A 20,453-nucleotide genomic window follows, 5' to 3' on the forward strand; every position below is an offset into this window, starting at 1 on the left:
TACTGCGTCTGGAATGTGCCACAGAGCTTTCAGGAACGCCCATGAATATCGAAAAAAACGCGTTGATCCGCGAAACCTTTCCCGTCGGCCCGTTGCAGTGTAACTGCACTATCATCGGTGACCCGATCACCAAAAAAGCGATTGTGGTGGATCCTGGCGGCAATCACGAGCTGATCCTTGCACGGCTTGATGCGCTGGGCCTCAAAGTGGTGAGCATCATCCACACGCATGCTCACCTTGATCACTTCCTGGCGTCCGGCCAGTTGAAGGAGAAGACCGGTGCAACGTTGCACCTGCACAAGGAGGATCAATTCCTGTGGGATAACCTGGAAATGCAATGCCAGATGTTTCGTGTGCCTTATACCCCGGTGCCGTCGCCTGATCGCTGGCTGGAAGATGAGGAGGAGTTGGCCTGTGGTTGCGGTGTGGCGTTGCACACTCCTGGACACACACCGGGCTCGATGAGCTTCTGGTTTGCCGATGCCAAGTTGCTGATCGCCGGCGACACGTTGTTTCGTCGAGGTGTGGGGCGAACGGACTTGTGGGGTGGGGACCAGGCGACCATCGTACGCTCGATCAAGCAGCGCTTGTACACCTTGGATGAGGGCGCGACGGTGGTGACAGGTCATGGGCCTGACACGCGCCTGGGCGACGAAATGCGTGAGAATCCGTTCGTGAGGGCTTAAGTGACAAGTCGGTATATTTGCGGATACCAAGTGGCGACCGTCCGGCGATCCATATAGAGAAAACGACAATTCCCGTTCAGGAAGTCTCTGCTAGGGTTTTAGTGTGCTCACTTGTTGTAGAGCGCGGGCCTGCCGGGCAGGGAATTTTTACCGTTTGTCGCGTTCCAAGCTCGGCACAGGTCTTTTGCCAACGTCCTCTGCATCACAGAATGCAAAAGTAGGAGCTTCCTTCATGTTCACGTCACGTCGTCTGCTTGTCGTTGCCACGGCTGTTGCCTTGTTGTCCGGCTGTGCTTCCCCCAACCCTTATGATGGTAGCCAAGGACAGGCAAACGGCTCCTCGGGTGTCAGCAACACGGTCAAGTATGGTGGCCTGGCGGCAATAGCCGGTGGGTTGGCCGGTGCCGCGATCGACCATAACAACCGTGGCAAGGGCGCCCTGATTGGTGCCGCTGTCGCAGGTCTTGGTGGTGCGGGTTATGGCTACTACGCCGACCAGCAGGAAAAGAAGTTGCGGGCCAGCATGGCCAATACCGGGGTTGAAGTTCAGCGCCAGGGCGACCAGATCAAGCTGATCATGCCGGGCAACATCACCTTCGCCACCAACTCGGACGCGATCTCCAGCAGCTTCTACACGCCGCTGAACAACCTGGCTAACTCGCTCAAGCAGTTCAATCAGAACACTATCCAGATCGTCGGCTACACCGACAGTACCGGTAGCCGTCAGTTGAACATGGACCTGTCCCAGCGCCGTGCGCAGAGCGTGGCCAACTACCTGACTTCCCAGGGTGTCAGCCCGACCAACCTCAGCGCTCGCGGTGCCGGCCCGGATAACCCGATTGCCAGCAACGCCGACGTGAATGGCCGTGCCCAGAACCGTCGCGTAGAGGTCAACCTCGGCCCGATCCCTGGCCAGCAATACGGCCAGCCTGCTCAGCAGCAACAGCAGGCGCCACAGCAGAATAACCAGTTCCAAGGCAACCCGTACCAGCAGTACCAATAAACGCTGGACACTAAAAAGGGCGCCGTGCAGTCAATGCACGGCGCCCTTTTTTGTGGCTGTCGTTTACATCAGTCGATGTATTCGAACACCTTCACGATCTTCTGCACGCCGGATACGCCTTGTACCAGGTTGGCCGCGCGGGTGGCTTCCGCCTGGGTCAGCAGGCCCATCATGTAGACGATACCGTTATCGGTGACGATTTTGATCCGCGAGCCGGGAACCGCGTTATCAGTCAGCATCTGTGCCTTGATCTTGGTCGTCAGCAAGGCATCGTTGCTGATGGCCAGCAGTGTGATCGGGTCCATGACCTGCAGTTCGTTGTGAACCTTCTTCACCCGTTGCACGGCGGCAGCGGCTTGTTCGGCCTGGGCCTTGAGGTCGGCACGCGGTGTTTGGCCGGCGAGCAGTACCACACCGTTGAAGCTGGTCACGACGATGCGCGATGCGCCGTTGCCCAGATCCGTTGCGGCTTTGGCGACGTTGACTTCGACCTTGGTTTCAATCAACGAGTCGTCAATTTTGCTGCCAAAGGTGCGTGTGCCCTTGTCGTCCTGGATGGGGGTGTCACGTGTCGCAGTGATTGCCGTGCTGCAGCCGCTGATGGCGAGGCACAGCGTGATGGCCAAAAGGCTGATGCGGTTAACGGTCATTCTTCACTCCCGAACAGTTGGCTGTCGATCAGATCACACAAGCAGTGGATCGCCAGCAGGTGGACTTCCTGAATGCGTGCAGTGACATTGGCCGGGACGCGAATCTCCACGTCCTCAGGCAGTAGCAACGAAGCCATGCCGCCGCCATCGCGTCCAGTCAATGCTACGACAATCATTTCACGATCATGTGCGGCCTGGATCGCTTGAATAATATTTGCCGAGTTGCCGCTGGTGGAAATCGCCAGCAGCACGTCGCCTGGTTGGCCCAGGGCGCGGATCTGCTTGGAGAAAATTTCGTTGTAGCTGTAGTCGTTGGCGATCGAGGTGATCGTCGACGAATCAGTGGTCAGGGCGATGGCCGGCAGGCTCGGGCGCTCGCGCTCGAAGCGGTTGAGCAGCTCGGAGGAGAAATGCTGGGCATCACCGGCCGAACCGCCGTTGCCGCACGAAAGCATTTTGCCCTCGTTGAGCAAGGCATTGACCATGACCTGACTGGCTTGCTCGATGTGCGGTGCAAGTACGTCCATCGCCTGTTGCTTGGTGTCGATGCTGGCCTGGAAAAGCTGGCGAATTCGGGATTGCATGTCCATCTGTGTGACCTTAAGTAGCGCGGCTGTTTGGCACAGGAATGTGCAGCCCGCAAAGCAAAGAGCAAAAGTGTGTGGTGAAGATGTCCGGTGAATCAGCTGTCGAAGGCATTTTTGAGCCAGTTCAGATCAGCGTGAGCAGGCGGTGTGCTTTCTATGGCAACCACATCGAAACGACAGGGGGAGTCAGCCCAGCGATGCTCTTTTTGCAGGAAAAACTGCGCGGCGAGTATCAGCTTTTGACGCTTGCGCCCGTCGATACTGGCGAGCGCGCCACCCCATTGTGCATGTTTTCTGTAGCGGACTTCGACGAATACTACTGTATCGCCGTCAAGCATGACCAGATCAAGCTCACCGCGTTTACACAACCAGTTCTGCGCCAGAAGGCGCAGACCCTGTTGTTGCAGATACTTTAGGGCTTGAAGTTCGGCATCCTTGCCGCTTTGTGCGCTGGACCGCTCGGGCATCAGCGCGGGGTGTCCGGCAGGCGCTGGATATCGCCACCGACGAACTTGGCCCATGGCATCTGGCGGTCAACGCGCTGGTTGGCGCTGATGCCCAGGCTGCCTGAAAGGCCGTCAACACGCGTATCCGGCAGCGCCTTGAGTTGACCCAGGCGTGGTGCCAGGCGGTAGGCGTCGACGCCCATCGCGTACAGGCGGCCGAGGCTGCCGTTGGCCTGTGGCCATTGCGCGGCAACCTGGTTGCGCAGCGGGTCGGTGGTGTTAAGCAACCAAGGCGTTTCGCAGAACATCACGTTAGTCATGTCCAGGTACTGGTTCTTGTCGCCACTGGCGCTGAATACATGGGACGTCGCGTAGACAGGCACATCACCGGCGTACTGGAAGTTCAGGGTCGGCTTGATCTGCTGTGCCAGTTGCGGGGGCACGGCCAGGAAGATGAATTCGATGTCCTGGCGACGTGATGGCTGCGCGGCTACGTCGGTACCGACGGTGCTTTGCAGGCTCTTGGCGCGACCTTCGCTTTTACGCAGTTGGAACAGGTCGGCAATCTGCTGGGCGAGAGCAACCGGCTGATCGACGTACTCGACGCCGACGACGGTGCCGCCATTGGCTTCCCAATCCTGGCGGAAGGCTTTGTAGACCCGCTCGCCCCATTCCCCTTTCGGCACCATGGCAGCGGCGCGGTGCAGGCCGTCAGCGCGGGCGCGGCGCGAGACTTCGCGGGCTTCATCTTCGGCGGCCAGGCCGAACTGGAACAGTTGCGCCGGGTTCTGGTTGATTTCGCTGTAGTTCAGCGCGAGGGTGGTGATAGGCAGTTGCGGGCGGGTGCTGAGTTGTTTGACCAGCGGCTTCTCCAGTGGGCCGACTACCAGTTGCACGCCAGCGGCCTGGGCCTTGGCGTAGAAATCGTCGATGGAGGTCAGGCGCGAGCTGTCATAGAACTCGATAACCGGCGGCTTCTGCCCGGCTTGTTCGGCTTGGTAGTGAGCGGCCATAAAGCCTTCACGCAGCGCCTTGCCTACGGAGGCCAACGGACCTTCCTGTGGCAGCAGCAGGGCGATCTTGTTCAGGGGCTGGCTTGCCAGTTCCTTGAGCTTGGTCAGCGGCAATGGCAGTTGTACCGCCGCTGGGTGGCCTGGGTTCTGAGCGCGCCAGGTATCGATGGCGGCTTGTTGTTGCTCCAGGGTGCCGGCGCCCTTGACCGCCTGGGCCAAGGTGATCCAACCGTCCAGTACCGGGTTGCCACTGGCTTGCAGTTGTTCCGCAGGTAGCGCAGCAATCAACGCCCAGATGGCTTCGTGGTTGCTTTTGGCAGCATCGCCAGTGAGCAGCGGAGCCAGGGCGACACGCTCGCGAGCGGCGGCCAGGGTCTGGCCATCGGCTTCATAAGCACGGGCATGCACGGTGCCTGTGCGGATCTGCTGGTCTGTCGGCAGGTCCTTCAGGCTTTGCAGGCTAGGGTGGCTCAGGGCTGTCAACGCTGCCTTGGGCTGGTTGCGCGCCATGGCCAATTCAGCCGCCAGGGTACTGGCAAAAACTTGTGCGGCCGGCTTCAGGGTGTCCAGGGGCACTTGCGCAAGAATCTGCGACGAGCGACTGGGGTTGTTCTGGTGGTACGCCAGGTCTGCCGCACTCAGGCGCAGTAATGCGGCCTTTTCTGGCGTCTTGGCGGTCGAGGCCTGTTCGAGCAGTTGCTCGATACTGGCGTCCGGGGTCCGTGGAAGGTCGCCAAGACCGGACGAGGGCGAGCTGGCGCAAGCGGCCAACAGGGCAGCGAGGCAGAGGGCGGAGAGCAGCCGCAGGCAAGCGATCATGTAAGTGTTCCTGATACCGATCAAATTAGCGTGGAATTGTACCCAAGCACTGGCTCAGGCGCGATGTTACTGGCGTGAAACCGTCGATTTAGGTCGTGCAAATGTTGCGATTGGCCATCGATTACTAAAAAGGCATCGACCTTGATGGCGCATTTTCAAGGCGTCTACGCGCTACAATGTGGCTTTTGCCAACCATCGAGGTGTGCGTTTTGACTGCTCCAGGTCCTTTGAATTCCACTGCAGGCTCGCTTTTTGTCGTGGCGACGCCCATTGGCAACCTGGACGACATCAGTGCCCGGGCGCTGAAAGTGTTGCGCGAGGTTAAATTGATCGCGGCGGAAGACACGCGTCACTCCCAACGTTTGATGCAGCATTTTGGTATCAGCACGCCATTAGCCGCGTGCCACGAGCACAACGAGCGCGAAGAGGGCAGCCGTTTTATCACCCGATTGCTGGCCGGGGATGACGTGGCGCTGATCTCCGATGCGGGCACGCCGCTGATTTCCGATCCTGGTTACCACTTGGTGCGCCAAGCGCGCGCCGCTGGTATCAATGTAGTGCCTGTTCCGGGGGCGTGCGCGCTGATTGCTGCATTATCCGCTGCCGGCTTGCCGTCGGACCGCTTTATTTTTGAGGGTTTCCTGCCGGCCAAGGCTGTTGGGCGTCGCGCACGTCTTCAAGCCTTAAAGGAAGAACCGCGCACTCTGATCTTCTACGAAGCCCCGCATCGCATTCTGGAGTGCCTGCAGGATATGGAGCTGGTGTTCGGCGGTGAGCGTCTGGCGTTGCTGGCCCGCGAACTGACCAAGACCTTTGAAACCCTCAAGGGCCTGCCACTGGAAGCGTTGCGCGCCTTTGTCGAGGGCGATAGCAATCAGCAGCGAGGTGAGTGCGTGGTGTTGGTGGCCGGCTGGACCGCGCCGGAAGATGAAGATGCTGTTGGCAGCGAAGCCATGCGTGTCCTTGATTTGTTACTTAAGGAGATGCCACTTAAGCGGGCCGCCGCCCTCGCCGCGGAAATTACCGGCGTGCGCAAAAATGTGTTGTATCAAGTGGCGCTGGATAAACAGAAAGGCGAATAGTTCCGGGGTTAAACTGGTATTCCGTCCGAACGTGATGGCACACCTGCACTTTAATACTTGTCCTAAGTCCGCTGTGCCGTTAACCTGCGCGGCGGAGAGTCGATTGGACAGTCGCTGCCCTCTATGAAAATTAGGGGGGGGAGGAAAGTCCGGGCTCCATAGGGCGAAGTGCCAGGTAATGCCTGGGAGGCGTGAGCCTACGGAAAGTGCCACAGAAAATAACCGCCTAAGCACTTCGGTGCCGGTAAGGGTGAAAAGGTGCGGTAAGAGCGCACCGCACGACTGGCAACAGTTCGTGGCTAGGTAAACCCCACTTGGAGCAAGACCAAATAGGGTCCCAAGGCGTGGCCCGCGCTGGGACCGGGTAGGTTGCTAAAGATGTCCAGTGATGGCCATCGTAGACGAATGACTGTTCAAGACAGAACCCGGCTTACAGATCGACTCTCCACCTTTTTCCTTCTGTCCGAATCTCGTGCAGAAAACCGGTAGTAACGCAAGAATCCCTCCCTGCCAAATCATTGGCAGATGCATCTTCGTAATACCAAAAAAATCTTACTCTTAATAAATTACTTTAACTTTAAGCCGTAGCTCTATGAGCTATTTGCGATTGTTGAGTCAAAAACACCGCCGAACTCTCGTTTCTTCTCCTTTTACGTTCCTAAATCTCCGTTCTGTAAGGCTTTTCCTTGAATCCGCGCCTTGACGGTGTGGTGGGCGCATTCCTATAGTGTGCGCAAGTGGCGGAAAGTGGCATAAAGTGGGTTTTTTGAACGTAAAACGCTAAAATTTGGAGAAACGCATCTGTGTTTCGCGGAGCTAACGCTATCAGTCTCGATGCAAAAGGCCGTCTCGCTATGCCGAGCCGGTATCGTGACGAGCTCATTTCGCGAAGTTCCGGACAGTTAATCATCACGATTGATGCCGTTGACCCTTGTTTGTGTGTTTACCCCCTCGATGAGTGGGAGTTGATTGAAACCAAGTTGCGCGCTCTGCCTTCATTGCGTGAAGAAAACCGCCGCCTGCAGCGTTTGCTGATTGGTAATGCCGTCGATCTCGAACTCGATGGCAGTGGTCGTTTCCTGGTGCCTCCGCGTCTGCGCGAGTACGCCAAGCTCGACAAGCGCGCAATGCTGGTGGGCCAACTGAACAAGTTCCAATTGTGGGACGAAGATGCCTGGGATGCTGTTTCTGCAGCAGACCTGGCTGCTATTCAACAACCGGGCGCTATGCCTGATGAACTGCGTGATTTGATCCTGTGACTATTGATAGCGGCTTTAACCACATCACCGTACTGCTTGACGAAGCCGTTGAGGCTCTCGCCGTACGCGCGGATGGCTGCTATTTGGATGGCACCTTCGGCAGAGGCGGGCACAGCCGGTTGATACTCAGCCAGCTCGGGTCCGACGGTAAACTCCTCGGGTTCGACAAAGACCCTCAAGCGATTGCCACCGGGCAAGCGCTAGCGGCCGAAGACGGCCGCTTTGTCGTTGTGCAGCGCAGCTTTGCCGAACTGGGTGCCGAAGTGGCCGAACGCGGCATGGCAGGCAAGGTGGCCGGGGTTTTGCTCGACCTGGGTGTGTCTTCGCCACAGCTAGATGACCCTGAGCGCGGCTTCAGCTTCATGAACGACGGCCCGCTCGACATGCGCATGGACCCCACTCGTGGCGTCAGTGCTGCCCAGTTCATCGCCACCGCTCCCCATGAAGAAATCGCCCGTGTGTTCAAGGAATACGGTGAAGAGCGCTTCGCCGGTCGAATGGCTCGTGCCGTGGTCGAGCGCCGCGAAATCCAGCCGTTCGAGCGCACCGCCGATTTGGCCGAAGTACTGAAAGTCGCCAACCCGGCGTGGGAAAAGGGCAAGAACCCGGCCACCCGTGCGTTCCAGGGCCTGCGAATTCACGTCAACAACGAATTGGGCGATTTGGAGGCTGGCCTCGAGGCTGCCCTGGAATCACTGGAAGTGGGCGGCCGCCTGGTGGTGATCAGCTTCCACTCCCTGGAAGACCGCATCGTCAAACTGTTCATGCGTCGTCTGGTCAAGGGCGAGTCCGACAACCTGCCGCGCAATCTGCCGGTGCGTTTCGAAGCCTTTGTGCCGAAAATCAAAATCCATGGCAAAGCGCAGTTCGCTTCCGAAGCTGAACTCAAGGCCAACCCACGTTCCCGTAGCGCCGTCATGCGTGTTGCGGAGAAGTTGCGGTGAGCAAGCTTTTCGCCAAGCCCCTCCCGGGCGGCAGCTTCTTTATGTTGCTGCTGTTTATCGGCGTGCTGGTGTCCGCGATTGCGGTGTCTTACAGCGCGCACTACAACCGCCAGTTGCTCAATACCTTGTATGGGGAATTGAGTGTGCGTGACAAAGCGCAAGCGGAGTGGGGGAGGCTGATCCTTGAGCAAAGCACTTGGACGGCCCACAGCCGCATCGAAGTGCTGGCTACTGAACAGCTGAAAATGCATATTCCGGGCGCGGCCGAAGTTCGCATGGTGGCGCCATGATGAAACTCGAAGGTGCACTCTACCCGTGGCGCTTCCGCCTGATGCTCGGTCTGTTGGCCTTGATGGTCGGCGCGATTGCCTGGCGGATCATTGACCTGCAAGTGGTCGATCGCGACTTCCTGATCGGGCAGGGCGATGCCCGTAGCCTGCGGCACATTCCGATTCCTGCACACCGCGGTCTGATCACCGACCGTAACGGTGAGCCCCTGGCTGTCAGTACCCCGGTGACCACCCTGTGGGCCAACGCCAAGGAACTGCAAACCGCCAAGGAAAAATGGCCGGAACTCGCTGCTGCGCTGGGGCAGGACCCGAAAGCCTTGGCTGAGCGCCTGGACGCCCAGGCCAATAAAGAATTCATCTATCTGGTTCGCGGGCTTACCCCTGAGCAAGGTCAGCAAGTGCTCGACCTTAAAGTCCCCGGTGTCTACGGCATCGAGGAGTTTCGTCGTTTCTATCCGGCCGGTGAAACCACCGCACACATGGTCGGCTTTACCGACATCGATGACCACGGTCGCGAAGGTGTCGAACTGGCCTACGATGAATGGCTGGCCGGGGTTCCTGGCAAGCGCCAAGTCATCAAGGATCGTCGCGGCAGACTGATCAAAGATGTCCAGGTCACCAAAAACGCCAAGGCTGGTAAGCCCTTGGCGTTGTCGATTGACCTGCGCCTGCAGTACTTGGCCAACCGCGAACTGCGTAACGCCATTATCGAGAACGGCGCCAAGGCCGGTAGCCTGGTAATCATGGACGTGAAGACCGGCGAGATTCTTGCCATGGTCAACCAGCCGACCTACAACCCGAACAACCGTCGCAACCTGCAACCGGCGATGATGCGTAACCGCGCAATGATCGACGTGTTCGAGCCTGGGTCGACCATGAAAGCCATTTCCATGAGTGCTGCTCTGGAAACCGGGCGCTGGAAGCCAAGCGACAAAGTCGAGGTCTACCCAGGTACTTTGCAGCTGGGTAAATACACTATTCGTGACGTGTCCCGTACCGAAGGGCCAGTGCTGGATCTGACAGGTATCCTGATCAACTCCAGTAACGTGGGCATGAGTAAGGTCGCTTTCGATATCGGCGGCGAAACCATCTATCACCTGGCGCAAAAAATCGGTTTGGGCCAACCCACCGGCCTGGATTTCCCAGGCGAACGCGTGGGCAATCTGCCGAACTACCGCGACTGGAAAAAGGCTGAGACCGCTACGCTTTCCTACGGCTACGGCCTGTCGGTAACGGCGATCCAACTGGCCCACGCTTTCTCTGTATTGGCCAATAACGGCCGCATGGTTCCCTTGAGCCTGATCCACGTCGACGAGGCGCCGAAGGCCACCCAGGTGATCCCGGAAAATGTCGCCAAGACGATGCAGGGCATGTTGCAACAAGTGATCGAAGCGCCGCGCGGTGTATTCCGTGCCCAGGTGCCGGCGTATCACGTGGCAGGCAAGTCCGGTACCGCGCGTAAAACGTCGGTGGGTACCAAGGGCTACGCCGAAAACTCTTACCGCTCGTTGTTCGCCGGTTTCGGCCCGATGAGCGATCCGCGCTACGCCATCGTCGTAGTGATTGATGAACCGAGTAAAGCCGGCTACTTCGGTGGTCTGGTATCGGCGCCGGTGTTCAGCAAAGTGATGTCCGGCACCCTGCGCCTGATGAATATCACGCCGGACAACTTGCCGCCGACTCAACAAGCGAACGCCGGACCACCGGCCGCTGCTGTAAAAGCCAATGGAGGGCGCGGCTGATGTCTCTTAGCCTGAACAAGATTTTTGCCCACGCCGGTCGCGATCTGTTGATTCGCGAGTTGAGCCTGGACAGCCGTAATGTGCGCGCCGGTGACCTGTTCCTGGCGGTGCCTGGCGGTAAATTCGATGGCCGTGCACATATCGCGGATGCCTTGCAGCGCGGTGCGGCAGCTGTGGCTTATGAAGTGGAAGGCGCCACCGTGCTGCCGATCACCGACGTGCCGTTGATTCCGGTCAAAGGCCTGGCGGCGCAACTGTCCGATATCGCTGGGCGCTTTTATGGCGACCCGAGTCGTCAACTGAACCTGGTGGGCGTCACCGGCACCAATGGCAAGACCAGCGTGACCCAATTGGTCGCGCAAGCGCTTGATCTGCTGGGCCAGCACTGCGGCATTGTCGGCACGTTGGGTACCGGTTTTTATGGCGCGCTGCAAAGCGGTCTGCACACCACGCCAAACCCGATTGCCGTGCAAGCCACCCTGGCTGACCTGAAAAAGGCCGGCGCCAAGGCGGTTGCCATGGAAGTGTCGTCCCACGGTCTGGACCAGGGGCGCGTTGCTGCTCTGGCCTTTGATGTGGCGGTGATGACCAACCTGTCTCGCGATCACCTGGACTACCACGGCACCATGGAAGCCTACGCCGCTGCCAAGGCCAAGCTGTTTGCCTGGAATGACCTGACGTGCCGGGTGGTTAACCTGGACGACGAATTCGGTCGCCAACTGGCCGCTGAAGACCGTGAATCACGCTTGATCAGCTACAGCCTGGAAGATTCCAGCGCGTACCTGTATTGCCGCGAAGCCCAATTTAATGACGAAGGTGTGCGCGCCACATTGGTCACGCCCCAGGGCGAGCACCACTTGCGCAGCACCTTGCTCGGTCGTTTCAACTTGAGCAACGTCCTCGCCGCCATCGGCGCGTTGCTGGGGCTGGATTACGCCCTGGATGAAATACTTCACGTGCTGCCGAAGCTGGAAGGTCCGGTCGGGCGCATGCAGCGCCTGGGTGGCGGTAAACAGCCGCTGGTGGTGGTCGACTACGCCCATACCCCGGATGCGCTGGAAAAAGTGTTGGTAGCCCTGCGCCCACATGCCAAAGGTAAGCTGCTGTGCCTGTTCGGTTGCGGTGGTGACCGTGATCGCGGCAAGCGTCCGCTGATGGCGGAGATCGTCGAGCGTTTGGCCGACGGCGTGCTCGTCACTGACGACAACCCGCGTAGCGAAGACCCGAGCCAGATTTTCGACGATATCCGCGTCGGCTTCAAAGACGTGTCCAAGGCTACCTTCGTTGCTGGTCGTGGCGCGGCCATTGCCCAGTTGATCGCCAGCGCTGGTGCTGATGACGTGGTGGTGCTGGCCGGTAAAGGTCACGAGGACTATCAGGAAATCAACGGTGAGCGTCACGCCTTCTCCGACTTGGTCGAGGCCGATCACGCCTTGACCGCCTGGGAGGTCGCCCATGCTTAAAGCGATGAAGTTCAGTGAACTGACCCAGGCCCTGTCGGCCCGAGTACTGTCGAGCGATTGCAGCTTCGACGGCGTCAGTATCGACAGTCGCAATATCAAACCCGGGCAGTTGTTTGTCGCATTGGCAGGCCCGCGTTTCGATGGTCACGACTACCTGAGCGAAGTCGCCGCCAAAGGCGCCGTCGGTGCCTTGGTCCAGCGTGAAGTCGCGGACTCCACTTTGCCGCAATTGCTGGTCGCTGATACGCGTTTGGCCTTGGGTCAACTGGGTGCACTGAACCGCGCAGCCTTTAATAAGCCGGTTGCAGCCATCACCGGCTCCAGCGGCAAGACCACGGTTAAGGAACTGCTCGCTGGCGTCCTGCGTACGCGCGGGCCGGTGCTCGCCACCCGTGGCAACTTGAACAATGATTTCGGCGCGCCACTGACCCTGCTTGAACTGGCCCCGGAACACACGGCAGCGGTGATCGAGCTGGGGGCTTCGCGCGTCGGCGAAATCGCTTACACCGTGGCGCTGACCAAACCCCACGTTGCGATTATCAACAACGCGGGTACTGCTCATGTCGGCGAATTCGGCGGCCCGGAAAAAATCGTCGAAGCCAAAGGCGAAATCCTTGAAGGCCTCGATGCCTCGGGTACCGCTGTACTGAACCTTGACGACAAGGCCTTCGAGACCTGGCGTGTACGTGCCGCCGGTCGTAAGGTCCTGACGTTTGCCGTGTTGAATGCGGCGGCTGATTTCCATGCTTCGAATATCACGGTCGATGCCCGTGGCTGTCCTTCCTTCACCTTGCACACCCCGCAAGGTAGCGAGCATGTGCAGTTGAACCTGCTGGGCAACCATAACGTCGCCAATGCCTTGGCCGCTGCTGCTGCTGCGCATGCCTTGGGTGTGTCGCTGTTCGGTATTGCCACCGGCTTGGGCGCAGTACAGCCGGTCAAAGGCCGCACCGTGGCGCAACTGGCTACCAACGGCATGCGGGTGATCGACGACACCTACAACGCCAACCCGTCCTCCATCAACGCCGCCGTTGATCTGCTCAAAGGCTTTACCGGGCGCAAGGTGCTGGTGCTCGGTGATATCGGCGAGCTGGGTGATTGGGCTGAGCAAGGCCACCGCGAAGTCGGTGCCTACGCAGCAGGCAAAGTCGACGCGCTCTACGCCGTCGGCCCGAACATGGCCCACGCGGTGGGCGCCTTCGGCCTAGGTGCGCGGCATTTCGCGACCCAGGCTGAGCTGATCCAGGCGCTGGCTGCGGCTGAACAAGACAAACACACAACCATTTTGATCAAGGGATCGCGCAGCGCGGTGATGGAAAACGTCGTCGCGGCCTTGTGTGGCTCAAGTACGGAGAAACATTAATGCTGCTGCTGCTGGCTGAGTATCTGCAACAGTTCCACAAAGGCTTCGCGGTCTTTCAGTACCTGACCCTGCGCGGGATTCTGGGTGTGCTGACGGCGCTGTCTCTGTCGCTGTTCCTGGGGCCGTGGATGATCCGCACCCTGCAGAACCTGCAAATTGGTCAATCGGTTCGTAATGACGGCCCGCAGTCGCACCTGTCCAAATCCGGCACTCCGACCATGGGCGGCGCGCTGATCCTGTCGTCCATCGGCATCAGCACCTTGCTGTGGGCTGACCTGCACAACCGCTACGTCTGGACTGTGTTGCTGGTGACCCTGTTGTTCGGCGCCATCGGCTGGGTCGATGACTACCGCAAAGTGATCGAGAAAAACTCCAAGGGGCTGCCAAGCCGCTGGAAGTATTTCTGGCAGTCGGTGTTCGGCCTCGCCGCCGCGATCTTCCTCTACACCACCGCCCCAAGCGCAGTAGAAACCACCTTGATCATCCCGATGCTCAAGGACGCCAGCATTCCACTGGGCATTGGTTTCGTGGTGCTGACCTATTTTGTGATCGTCGGCTCCAGCAACGCAGTGAACCTGACCGACGGCCTCGACGGCCTGGCGATCATGCCAACGGTGATGGTGGGCGGCGCGCTTGGCATCTTCTGCTACCTGTCGGGTAACGTGAAGTTCGCTGAATACCTGCTGATCCCTTACGTACCGGGTGCAGGTGAACTGATTGTGTTCTGCGGTGCGCTGATCGGTGCCGGCCTGGGTTTCCTGTGGTTCAACACCTACCCCGCGCAAGTCTTCATGGGCGACGTCGGCGCACTGGCGCTGGGCGCAGCCTTGGGCACCATCGCGGTGATCGTCCGCCAGGAAATCGTGCTGTTCATCATGGGCGGTGTGTTCGTGATGGAGACCCTGTCGGTAGTCATCCAGGTGGCTTCCTTCAAATTGACCGGGCGTCGTGTGTTCCGCATGGCGCCGATTCACCACCACTTTGAACTCAAGGGTTGGCCCGAGCCTCGCGTGATTGTCCGCTTCTGGATTATCACCGTGATTCTCGTGCTGATTGGCCTTGCCACCCTGAAACTGAGGTAGAAACGAGTGTCCCTGATCGCTTCAGACCACTTCCGCATCGTTGTCGGCCTCGGCAAGAGCGGCATGTCCCTGGTTCGCTTCCTGGCGAACCGGGGCACGTCGTTTGCCGTGGCCGATACGCGGGAAAATCCACCGGAGCTGGTCACGCTGCGCCGTGACTACCCGCACGTGGAAGTGCGTTGTGGCGAGCTGGATGTCGAGTTTCTGTGCCGCGCCGATGAGCTTTACGTGAGCCCAGGCCTGGCCTTGGCGACACCGGCCCTGCAAGCGGCAGCGGCGCGTGGCGTGAAACTGTCCGGCGATATCGACCTGTTCGCGCGCAACGCGAAGGCGCCGATCGTGGCCATTAGCGGTTCCAACGCGAAAAGCACCGTGACCACTCTGGTCGGTGAGATGGCGGCTGCGGCCGGCAAGCGCGTGGCGGTGGGCGGCAACCTTGGCACCCCGGCGCTGGATTTGCTCAGCGATGACGTCGAGCTGTACGTGATGGAACTGTCGAGCTTCCAGCTGGAAACCACTCATGACCTGGGGGCTGAAGTGGCCACTGTGTTGAACGTCAGCGAAGACCATATGGACCGCTACAGCGGCCTGCCGGCATATCACTTGGCCAAGCACCGGATCTTCCGTGGCGCCAAGCAAGTCGTGGTCAATCGCCAGGATGCCTTGAGCCGTCCGCTGATGGGCGAGGGCCTGCCGTGCTGGACCTTCGGTCTCAGCAAACCCGATTTCAAGGCCTTCGGTATTCGCGAAGAGAACGGCGAGAAATTCCTGGCGTTCGAATTCCAGAACCTGATGCCGGTGCGCGAACTGAAAATCCGTGGCGCGCATAACCAGTCCAACGCCCTGGCGGCGCTGGCACTGGGGCACGCCGTCGGCTTGCCGTTCGATGCCATGCTTTCGAGCCTGCGCACCTTCGCCGGTCTTGAGCACCGCTGCCAGTGGGTGCGCGACCTCAACGGCGTCAGCTATTACAACGATTCCAAGGCCACCAACGTCGGTGCTGCATTAGCTGCCATCGAAGGCCTCGGTGCCGATATCGAAGGCAAGCTGGTGCTGATCGCCGGTGGTGATGGCAAAGGCGCCGACTTCAAGGACCTTAAAGGACCCGCAGCCGCACATTGCCGCGCCGTGGTGCTGATGGGCCGCGATTCTGACTTGATCGCCGCCGCCCTTGGTGACGGTGTGCCGCAAGTACGCGCCACCTCCCTGGACGACGCCATTGCCCAGTGCAAAGCCCTGGCCCAGCCAGGTGATGCCGTGCTGCTGTCGCCGGCGTGCGCCAGTTTCGACATGTTCAAGAACTACGAAGAGCGCGGCCAGCTGTTCGCCCGCGGCGTGGAGGCCTTGGCATGAGCATTAATTTCAGAAACATCATCAAGCCGTACCCCTCGCCGATTATTACCGGGCGCGGTATCGACCTCGACTTCCCAATGCTCGCCGGTTGCCTTGCGCTGCTGGGCCTGGGCTTGGTGATGATCACGTCAGCATCCTCCGAAGTGGCGGCCGTGCAGTCGGGCAACACGCTGTACATGATGATTCGTCACCTGGTGTACCTGGTGATCGGTCTCGGCGCGTGCATCGTGACCATGATGATCCCCATCGCCACCTGGCAGCGCCTGGGTTGGCTGATGCTGATCGGTGCATTTGGCTTGCTGATCATGGTGATCCTCCCCGGCATCGGTCGCGAGGTAAACGGTTCGATGCGCTGGATCGGCTTCGGCGCGTTCAACGTGCAGCCGTCGGAAATCGCCAAAGTGTTCGTGGTGATCTACCTCGCCGGCTACCTGGTGCGCCGTCAGAAAGAAGTACGCGAAAGCTGGATGGGCTTTTTCAAGCCCTTCATCGTGCTGCTGCCCATGGCCGGCCTGTTGTTGATGGAGCCCGACTTCGGTGCCACCGTCGTGATGATGGGCGCGGCAGCGGCGATGCTATTCCTTGGGGGCGTCGGTCTGTTCCGCTTCACCTTGATGGTGGTGCTGGCGGTCGCTGCGGTGACGGTGCTGGTGCAGGCGCAACCCTACCGGATGGCGCGTCTGATTACCTTTACCGACCCCTGGTCCGACCAGTTCGGTTCCGGCTACCAGTTGACCCAGGCATTGATCGCTTTCGGTCGCGGCGAGTGGCTGGGCGTGGGCTTGGGCAACAGCGTGCAGAAGCAGTTCTACCTGCCGGAAGCACACACCGACTTCGTGTTCTCGGTACTTGCCGAAGAGCTGGGCGTGGTCGGTTCGTTGTGCACCGTCGCACTGTTCGTGTTCGTGTGTGTACGCGGCATGTACATCGGCTTGTGGGCCGAGAAGGCCAAACAGTATTTCGCCGCCTATGTGGCGTACGGCTTGTCGTTCCTGTGGATCGGCCAGTTCCTGATCAATATCGGTGTGAACGTCGGCCTGCTGCCGACCAAGGGCCTGACCTTGCCGTTCCTCAGTTATGGCGGCAGTTCGTTGGTGATTTGCTGCGCGTGTCTCGGCTTGTTGCTGCGCATCGAGTGGGAGAGTCGAACCCACTTGGGCAGCGAAGAGATGGAGTTCAGCGAAAGCGACTTCGCCGAGGAGCCGAACCATGGGCGCTAACGTGCTGATCATGGCAGGCGGCACTGGGGGCCATGTGTTCCCGGCCCTGGCTTGCGCGCGTGAATTCCAGAACCGTGGCTACACCGTGCACTGGCTGGGTACGCCGCGTGGCATCGAAAATGACTTGGTGCCGAATGCCGGTTTACCACTGCATTTGATCAACGTCACCGGACTGCGTGGCAAGGGCAAGTTGTCCCTGCTCAAGGCACCGTTCGTGTTGCTCAAGGCAGTGTGGCAAGCACGCAAAGTGATTCGCGAATTGAAGCCTGTGTGTGTACTGGGCTTTGGCGGTTATGTAACCGGTCCTGGCGGTGTTGCCGCGAAGCTCGCGGGCGTGCCGGTGATCGTGCACGAACAGAACGCCGTCGCCGGTACCGCAAACCGCCTGCTGGTGCCGTTGGCCGCACGGGTATGTGAAGCGTTCCCGAAGACCTTTGGCGCCTCGGACAAATTGCGCACCACCGGTAACCCGGTGCGTACCGAACTGTTCATGGACATTGCTCGCCAGGCACTGGTCGGGCGCAAGGCGCATCTGCTGATCCTGGGCGGAAGCCTGGGCGCTGAGCCTTTGAACAAATTGCTGCCGGAAGCGGTGGCGCAACTCCCCGTGGAGCTGCGTCCGGAGATCTTCCACCAGGCCGGCAAAAATCACGATGAAGTCACCGCCACGCGTTATCGCGAAGCGGGTGTGGAAGCGAATGTGCAGCCCTTCATCAAAGACATGGCCCACGCCTATGGCTGGGCCGACCTGGTGGTCTGTCGCGCTGGTGCGTTGACCGTCAGTGAACTGGCCGCCGCCGGTCTGCCGTCCTTGCTGGTGCCTTTGCCCCACGCCATCGACGATCACCAGACCCGCAACGCCGAATATTTGGCCGGGGAGGGCGCTGCCTTCCTGCTGCCGCAAAGAACGACTGGCGCGGCCGATTTGGCCGCTCGCCTGACCGAGGTTTTGATGCAACCGGAACGACTCAACAGCATGGCGAGCACCGCAAGCCGCCTGGCCAAACCTGACGCAACCCGCACCGTGGTCGATATCTGCCTGGAGGTGGCCCATGGTTGAAAATCAGAAAGCCATGCCTCAACCGGAAATGCGCCGCATCCGTCGCATCCACTTCGTTGGCATCGGTGGCGTGGGCATGTGTGGCATTGCCGAAGTGTTGCTGAACCTGGGCTACCAAGTGTCCGGCTCGGACTTGAAAGAGTCGCCGGTTACCGATCGCCTGAAAACGTTTGGCGCGCAGATCTTTATCGGCCACCGCGCCGAGAACGCTGCTGAGGCTGACGTACTGGTGGTGTCCAGCGCCGTGAACACGTCCAACCCGGAAGTGGCCACCGCCCTTGAGCGTCGCATCCCTGTGGTACCACGCGCCGAGATGCTGGCCGAGCTGATGCGCTATCGCCACGGCATCGCCGTCGCCGGTACCCATGGCAAAACGACTACCACTAGCCTGATCGCCTCGGTGTTTGCTGCCGGTGGCCTGGACCCTACGTTCGTAATCGGTGGTCGTCTGAATGCCGCGGGCACCAATGCCCAACTCGGCACCAGCCGCTACCTGATCGCCGAAGCCGATGAAAGTGATGCCAGCTTCCTGCACCTGCAACCGCTGGTGGCTGTGGTTACCAACATCGACGAAGACCACATGGCGACCTACGACGGTGACTTCAACAAGTTGAAGAAAACCTTCGTCGAGTTCCTGCACAACCTGCCGTTCTACGGTTTGGCGGTGGTGTGCCTGGACGACCCTGTGGTGCGTGAAATCCTGCCGCTGGTCAAGCGTCCGACCGTGACCTACGGCTTCAGCGAAGATGCTGACGTGCGTGCGATCAATGTGCGCCAGGAAGGCATGCAAACCTTCTTCACCGTGCTGCGTCCTGACCGCGAGCCGTTGGACGTTTCGGTGAACATGCCGGGCAACCACAACGTGCTCAACTCCTTGGCGACCATCTGCATTGCTTCCGATGAGGGCGTCAGCGATGAAGCCATCGTTGAAGGCCTGTCGCGCTTTGCCGGTGTGGGCCGCCGCTTCCAGGTCTACGGCCAACTGCCGGTAGACGGCGGTGACGTGATGCTGGTGGACGATTACGGTCACCATCCGACCGAAGTCGCTGCAGTCATCAAAGCCGTACGCGGTGGCTGGCCGGAGCGCCGCCTGGTAATGGTTTACCAGCCGCACCGCTACAGCCGTACTCGTGACCTGTACGACGATTTCGTCAATGTATTGGCCGATGCCAACGTGTTGCTGCTGATGGAAGTTTACCCGGCGGGTGAAGAGCCTATTCCGGGTGCAGACAGCCGCAAGCTGTGCAACAGCATCCGTCAGCGTGGTCAGTTGGACCCGATCTACATCGAGCGTGGTGTGGACCTGGCACCCATCGTCAAGCCGTTGCTGCGTGCTGGTGACATCCTGCTGTGCCAAGGTGCCGGTGATATCGGCGGCCTTGCCCCTAAATTGTTGGCGAGCCCGCTATTTGCCGCTGCGCAGGGGAAGTCGAAATGACCACTCACTACGACGCCCTGTTTTCCACCATCACGCCTGCCGACTTCGGCCGCGTGGCGGTGCTGTTCGGCGGCAAGAGCGCTGAGCGCGAAGTGTCGCTCAAGTCCGGCAATGCCGTGCTTGAAGCGCTGCAAAGCGCGGGTGTGAACGCGTTCGGTATCGACGTGGGCGATGATTTCCTCGCCCGCCTGCAGGCCGAGAAAATCGATCGTGCCTTCATCATCCTGCACGGCCGTGGCGGTGAAGACGGCAGCATGCAAGGCTTGCTGGAGTGCGCCGGCATTCCTTACACCGGCAGCGGCATCCTCGCGTCGGCGCTGGCGATGGACAAGCTGCGCACCAAGCAGGTGTGGCACAGCCTGGGTATTCCAACCCCGCGTCACAGCGTTCTGTGCAGCGAAGACGATTGTATTTCTGCGGCCAAGGAACTGGGCCTGCCTTTGATCGTCAAACCAGCCCATGAAGGCTCCAGTATCGGCATGGCTAAAGTGAACTCGGCCGCCGAATTGATCGACGCATGGAAAGCGGCAAGTACCTACGATTCGCAAGTGTTGGTGGAACAGTGGATCCAGGGTCCCGAGTACACCATCGCCACCCTGCGTGGTCAGGTATTGCCGCCTATCGCATTGGGCACGCCCCACACTTTTTACGACTACGACGCCAAGTACCTGGCTTCCGATACTCAGTACCGGATCCCGTGCGGCCTTGACGCAACCAAGGAACAGGAATTGATGGACCTCACGGCGAAAGCCTGTGAGGCGCTGGGTATCGCCGGTTGGGCGCGGGCAGACGTGATGCAGGATGACCAAGGGAATTTCTGGTTCCTTGAAGTCAACACCGCCCCCGGCATGACCGACCACAGCTTGGTACCTATGGCTGCTCGTGCCGCCGGTTTGGATTTCCAGCAGTTGGTGCTGGCGATCCTCGCGGCAAGCATTGAGCCAAGAGGCTAA

Annotated in this window: 19 protein-coding genes and 1 other RNA gene; 16 read left to right on the forward strand and 4 right to left on the reverse strand. The window is 59.8% G+C overall.

All coding sequences use genetic code 11. The annotated features are described in order from the left end of the window. The first annotated feature begins 41 nt into the window (after positions 1-41). The gene (locus tag BFL40_RS22650) at positions 42-686 is read left to right on the forward strand and encodes an MBL fold metallo-hydrolase (protein ID WP_071486014.1); all 645 of its coding nucleotides are present in this window, start codon (positions 42-44) and stop codon (positions 684-686) included. A 232-nt stretch (positions 687-918) separates the two neighbouring features. Further along, positions 919-1,689 carry a YiaD family glycine zipper/OmpA-like lipoprotein gene (locus BFL40_RS22655; RefSeq protein WP_071486015.1) on the forward strand — a complete coding sequence of 257 codons (771 nt, stop codon included), beginning with the start codon at positions 919-921 and terminating at the stop codon, positions 1,687-1,689. Positions 1,690-1,757: 68 nt separating this feature from the next. On the opposite strand, the gene BFL40_RS22660 is transcribed toward BFL40_RS22655, so the two are convergent. The 4 genes from BFL40_RS22660 to BFL40_RS22675 all read right to left on the reverse strand — a co-directional run bounded on the left by BFL40_RS22660 (position 1,758) and on the right by BFL40_RS22675 (position 5,204). Then, positions 1,758-2,339 (reverse strand): BON domain-containing protein, encoded by a 582-nt coding sequence (locus BFL40_RS22660; protein ID WP_071486016.1) that lies wholly within the window; start codon positions 2,337-2,339, stop codon positions 1,758-1,760. Continuing rightward, entirely contained in the window at positions 2,336-2,929 is a 594-nt protein-coding gene (locus BFL40_RS22665; protein WP_007904374.1) for a phosphoheptose isomerase, read from the reverse strand. Before BFL40_RS22665 ends, BFL40_RS22660 begins: the two co-directional genes overlap by 4 nt. 92 nt (positions 2,930-3,021) lie before the next feature. Next, on the reverse strand, positions 3,022-3,393 hold the full coding sequence (locus BFL40_RS33230; protein WP_074851681.1) for a YraN family protein: 372 nt from the start codon (positions 3,391-3,393) through the stop codon (positions 3,022-3,024). Next, the gene (locus BFL40_RS22675; protein WP_071486018.1) at positions 3,393-5,204 is read right to left on the reverse strand and encodes a penicillin-binding protein activator; all 1,812 of its coding nucleotides are present in this window, start codon (positions 5,202-5,204) and stop codon (positions 3,393-3,395) included. The genes BFL40_RS33230 and BFL40_RS22675 overlap by 1 nt, the downstream gene beginning before the upstream one ends. Positions 5,205-5,380: 176 nt before the next feature. Here BFL40_RS22675 and rsmI point away from each other — a divergent pair, with 176 nt between their 5' ends. The 14 genes from rsmI to BFL40_RS22745 all read left to right on the forward strand — a co-directional run bounded on the left by rsmI (position 5,381) and on the right by BFL40_RS22745 (position 20,453). Further along, complete coding sequence (rsmI, locus tag BFL40_RS22680) at positions 5,381-6,286, forward strand: 16S rRNA (cytidine(1402)-2'-O)-methyltransferase (protein WP_162493879.1); 906 nt, start codon at positions 5,381-5,383, stop codon at positions 6,284-6,286. A gap of 95 nt (positions 6,287-6,381) precedes the next feature. Then, positions 6,382-6,735: RNase P RNA component class A (gene rnpB, locus BFL40_RS22685), an RNA gene on the forward strand. A 354-nt stretch (positions 6,736-7,089) separates the two neighbouring features. Then, positions 7,090-7,545, forward strand: a complete 456-nt coding sequence (mraZ, locus tag BFL40_RS22690; RefSeq protein WP_003171868.1) for a division/cell wall cluster transcriptional repressor MraZ — start codon at positions 7,090-7,092, stop codon at positions 7,543-7,545. Then, positions 7,542-8,489, forward strand: coding sequence for a 16S rRNA (cytosine(1402)-N(4))-methyltransferase RsmH (gene rsmH, locus BFL40_RS22695; RefSeq protein ID WP_071486019.1), 948 nt, complete (start codon positions 7,542-7,544; stop codon positions 8,487-8,489). Before mraZ ends, rsmH begins: the two co-directional genes overlap by 4 nt. After that, positions 8,486-8,779 (forward strand): cell division protein FtsL, encoded by a 294-nt coding sequence (gene ftsL / locus BFL40_RS22700; RefSeq protein ID WP_016974244.1) that lies wholly within the window; start codon positions 8,486-8,488, stop codon positions 8,777-8,779. The genes rsmH and ftsL overlap by 4 nt, the downstream gene beginning before the upstream one ends. Then, entirely contained in the window at positions 8,779-10,521 is a 1,743-nt protein-coding gene (locus BFL40_RS22705) for a peptidoglycan D,D-transpeptidase FtsI family protein (RefSeq protein ID WP_162843053.1), read from the forward strand. Before ftsL ends, BFL40_RS22705 begins: the two co-directional genes overlap by 1 nt. Further along, the gene (locus BFL40_RS22710; RefSeq protein WP_071486021.1) at positions 10,521-11,984 is read left to right on the forward strand and encodes a UDP-N-acetylmuramoyl-L-alanyl-D-glutamate--2,6-diaminopimelate ligase; all 1,464 of its coding nucleotides are present in this window, start codon (positions 10,521-10,523) and stop codon (positions 11,982-11,984) included. Before BFL40_RS22705 ends, BFL40_RS22710 begins: the two co-directional genes overlap by 1 nt. Further along, positions 11,977-13,347, forward strand: coding sequence for a UDP-N-acetylmuramoyl-tripeptide--D-alanyl-D-alanine ligase (locus tag BFL40_RS22715; protein ID WP_071486022.1), 1,371 nt, complete (start codon positions 11,977-11,979; stop codon positions 13,345-13,347). The genes BFL40_RS22710 and BFL40_RS22715 overlap by 8 nt, the downstream gene beginning before the upstream one ends. Beyond that, positions 13,347-14,429, forward strand: coding sequence for a phospho-N-acetylmuramoyl-pentapeptide-transferase (mraY, locus tag BFL40_RS22720; protein WP_071486023.1), 1,083 nt, complete (start codon positions 13,347-13,349; stop codon positions 14,427-14,429). Before BFL40_RS22715 ends, mraY begins: the two co-directional genes overlap by 1 nt. A gap of 6 nt (positions 14,430-14,435) precedes the next feature. After that, on the forward strand, positions 14,436-15,782 hold the full coding sequence (gene murD / locus BFL40_RS22725; protein ID WP_071486024.1) for a UDP-N-acetylmuramoyl-L-alanine--D-glutamate ligase: 1,347 nt from the start codon (positions 14,436-14,438) through the stop codon (positions 15,780-15,782). Then, a complete protein-coding gene (gene ftsW / locus BFL40_RS22730) occupies positions 15,779-17,002 on the forward strand; it encodes a putative lipid II flippase FtsW (protein WP_071486025.1) in 1,224 nt (407 codons plus the stop codon). The genes murD and ftsW overlap by 4 nt, the downstream gene beginning before the upstream one ends. Further along, the gene (gene murG, locus BFL40_RS22735; RefSeq protein ID WP_071486026.1) at positions 16,992-18,062 is read left to right on the forward strand and encodes an undecaprenyldiphospho-muramoylpentapeptide beta-N-acetylglucosaminyltransferase; all 1,071 of its coding nucleotides are present in this window, start codon (positions 16,992-16,994) and stop codon (positions 18,060-18,062) included. The genes ftsW and murG overlap by 11 nt, the downstream gene beginning before the upstream one ends. Next, complete coding sequence (gene murC / locus BFL40_RS22740) at positions 18,055-19,500, forward strand: UDP-N-acetylmuramate--L-alanine ligase (RefSeq protein WP_071486027.1); 1,446 nt, start codon at positions 18,055-18,057, stop codon at positions 19,498-19,500. The genes murG and murC overlap by 8 nt, the downstream gene beginning before the upstream one ends. Beyond that, the gene (locus BFL40_RS22745; RefSeq protein ID WP_071486028.1) at positions 19,497-20,453 is read left to right on the forward strand and encodes a D-alanine--D-alanine ligase; all 957 of its coding nucleotides are present in this window, start codon (positions 19,497-19,499) and stop codon (positions 20,451-20,453) included. The genes murC and BFL40_RS22745 overlap by 4 nt, the downstream gene beginning before the upstream one ends.

Origin of the sequence: Pseudomonas costantinii (assembly GCF_001870435.1) — a bacterium.
Taxonomy (GTDB): domain Bacteria; phylum Pseudomonadota; class Gammaproteobacteria; order Pseudomonadales; family Pseudomonadaceae; genus Aquipseudomonas; species Aquipseudomonas costantinii.

Excerpts from the sequence above, each read along its gene's own strand:
- BFL40_RS22650 (WP_071486014.1), top strand. The coding sequence starts at position 42 with ATGAATATCGAAAAAAACGCGTTGATCCGCGAAACCTTTCCCGTCGGC.
- BFL40_RS22655 (WP_071486015.1), top strand. The coding sequence starts at position 919 with ATGTTCACGTCACGTCGTCTGCTTGTCGTTGCCACGGCTGTTGCCTTG.
- BFL40_RS22660 (WP_071486016.1), bottom strand. The coding sequence starts at position 2,339 with ATGACCGTTAACCGCATCAGCCTTTTGGCCATCACGCTGTGCCTCGCC.
- BFL40_RS22665 (WP_007904374.1), bottom strand. The coding sequence starts at position 2,929 with ATGGACATGCAATCCCGAATTCGCCAGCTTTTCCAGGCCAGCATCGAC.
- BFL40_RS33230 (WP_074851681.1), bottom strand. The coding sequence starts at position 3,393 with ATGCCCGAGCGGTCCAGCGCACAAAGCGGCAAGGATGCCGAACTTCAA.
- BFL40_RS22675 (WP_071486018.1), bottom strand. The coding sequence starts at position 5,204 with ATGATCGCTTGCCTGCGGCTGCTCTCCGCCCTCTGCCTCGCTGCCCTG.
- rsmI (WP_162493879.1), top strand. The coding sequence starts at position 5,381 with ATGTGGCTTTTGCCAACCATCGAGGTGTGCGTTTTGACTGCTCCAGGT.
- BFL40_RS22705 (WP_162843053.1), top strand. The coding sequence starts at position 8,779 with ATGAAACTCGAAGGTGCACTCTACCCGTGGCGCTTCCGCCTGATGCTC.
- BFL40_RS22710 (WP_071486021.1), top strand. The coding sequence starts at position 10,521 with ATGTCTCTTAGCCTGAACAAGATTTTTGCCCACGCCGGTCGCGATCTG.
- BFL40_RS22715 (WP_071486022.1), top strand. The coding sequence starts at position 11,977 with ATGCTTAAAGCGATGAAGTTCAGTGAACTGACCCAGGCCCTGTCGGCC.
- mraY (WP_071486023.1), top strand. The coding sequence starts at position 13,347 with ATGCTGCTGCTGCTGGCTGAGTATCTGCAACAGTTCCACAAAGGCTTC.
- ftsW (WP_071486025.1), top strand. The coding sequence starts at position 15,779 with ATGAGCATTAATTTCAGAAACATCATCAAGCCGTACCCCTCGCCGATT.
- murG (WP_071486026.1), top strand. The coding sequence starts at position 16,992 with ATGGGCGCTAACGTGCTGATCATGGCAGGCGGCACTGGGGGCCATGTG.
- murC (WP_071486027.1), top strand. The coding sequence starts at position 18,055 with ATGGTTGAAAATCAGAAAGCCATGCCTCAACCGGAAATGCGCCGCATC.
- BFL40_RS22745 (WP_071486028.1), top strand. The coding sequence starts at position 19,497 with ATGACCACTCACTACGACGCCCTGTTTTCCACCATCACGCCTGCCGAC.